A 1,733-nucleotide genomic window follows, 5' to 3' on the forward strand; every position below is an offset into this window, starting at 1 on the left:
CGGGGCTGGCGAGGGGCGTGGCGCCCGGGGCGGCGGCCATGGCGGAGGGTGGCTGCCGGGCCTGCCATCGCTTGGAGGCGGCGGATTTGAGCGTGGCGCTCTTGCTGTCCATCAGGGCCGCGAAGGCATGCTTCGGGCTCCCTTGCGGAGTCGCCACCCCGGCCGATCCGGCCGGGGCTGGCGATGCGGCGTTTCTCGCCGCGATCGGCAGGGCTTCCATCATGCCGCGCAAGGTGGGCGCGGCGGAATTAAGGAAGGGTGTCTCCCGGCGGGGCGGGGGGCGCGCCGGCCGGCTCGGGCAGGCGCATCCAGCCGGGCAGGCGGGGGGTCAGGGTGGCCGCGCCGCAGGACAGCGGCGCGTCCTCGCGGATGGGCAGGCGCAGCAGGGCCAGGCCCAGCCCGTCCGGGTGGCCGGAGCGCATCTCGCCCACCGTCGCGCCATCGCGCAGCACGGGCGTGCCGGGGGCCGGCAGCGGGCCCTCCACCGCCACCGGCACCAGCCGGCGCTTCAGCAGGCCGCGATAGCGGGTGCGGGCGGTCAGCTCCTGGCCCATGTAGCAGCCCTTGCTCCAGGAGATGCCGCCCAGCTCGTCGAAGCCGGCCTCGAGCAGCACGGATTTTTCCGGCTCCAGGTCCGGCGCGCCATCCGGCAGGCCGAGGCTGAGGCGGTGCCGCGCGTAGTCGCCATCCCCGGGCGGGATGGCGGAGGCGTTGAGGATGGCGCGCCAGCCGGCCTCCGGCAGGCGGGGGTCGGGGGCGGCGAGCACGCCCTCGGGCGGCAGCGACTCGCCCCAGCCGGCCAGCACCGCGAGGTCCTCGCGGAGCGCGATGGCGACGCGCGAGCGCAGGCGGAAGCGTGACAGGCGCTGCGCCAGCGCCCCCGCCTGGCTGGCGGCGGTGTCGAGCAGCAGCCGGTCGGCGCCGGCGACGATGAAGAAATCGGCCAGCCACTTGCCCTGCGGCGTCAGCAGCGCGGCCCAGACGGCGCGGCCGGGCGCGGCCTGCGTCACGTCGTTGGAGACGAGGCCCTGCAGGAAGGCGAGGCGGTCCTCGCCCGTCACCTCCAGCACGGCCCGGTCGGGGAGGGGAGAAAGGGGCATGGCCGGAAGATGAGGCGCCGCGCCGCCGCCGACAAGGCGGGCGGCGCACACGCGGCGGTGGCGGCGGGCGGCCGGTTTTCTCCCCTGGCGTGGCCCGTGCAGGGGCGCGGGCAGCGGACAGCGCCGCCAAACCATGCTAAGCGCGCGGCAACCATGCGCATCCTGTTCGTGACCGCCACCCGGATCGGGGATGCGGTGCTGTCCACCGGCCTGCTCGACCATCTGCTGCGCGCCCATCCGGAGGCGCGCATCACCATCGCCTGCGGGCCGGTGGCGGAGGGCATCTTCGCCCGCATGCCGAACCGGGAGGAGACCATCGTGCTGGCCAAGCGGCGCTACTCGCTGCACTGGCTGGCGCTGTGGAGCCGGGTGGTGGGCCGCCGCTGGGACCTGGTGGTGGATCTGCGCGGCTCGGCCCTCTCCTGGCTGGTCTGGACGCGCCGGCGCGCGGTGATGCGCGGCGGCCGCCGCCCCGGCCACAAGCTGCTGCACCTGGCCGGCGTGCTGGGGCTGAAGCCGGCGCCGCGCCCGGTGGCCTGGTATGGCGAGGCGGACATCGCCCGCGCCGCCGCGCTGCTGCCGGAGGGGGGGGGCGCGCCGCTGATCGCCCTTGGCCCCAGCGCCAACTGGGCC

General features: G+C 76.4%; 2 protein-coding genes. One reads left to right on the forward strand and one right to left on the reverse strand.

What is annotated here, in order from left to right; all coding sequences use genetic code 11:
* Window positions 1-248: 248 nt before the first annotated feature.
* Entirely contained in the window at window positions 249-1,100 is an 852-nt protein-coding gene (gene ygfZ / locus HMPREF0731_RS20965) for a CAF17-like 4Fe-4S cluster assembly/insertion protein YgfZ (protein WP_051014844.1), read from the reverse strand.
* Window positions 1,101-1,253: 153 nt separating this feature from the next.
* Between ygfZ and HMPREF0731_RS20970 the strand changes: the two genes are divergently transcribed.
* Window positions 1,254-1,733 (forward strand): glycosyltransferase family 9 protein (locus HMPREF0731_RS20970; protein WP_007006243.1); only part of this gene is annotated, 480 nt, incomplete at its 3' end.

The sequence above is a fragment of the Pseudoroseomonas cervicalis ATCC 49957 genome (assembly GCF_000164635.1).
GTDB lineage: Bacteria > Pseudomonadota > Alphaproteobacteria > Acetobacterales > Acetobacteraceae > Pseudoroseomonas > Pseudoroseomonas cervicalis.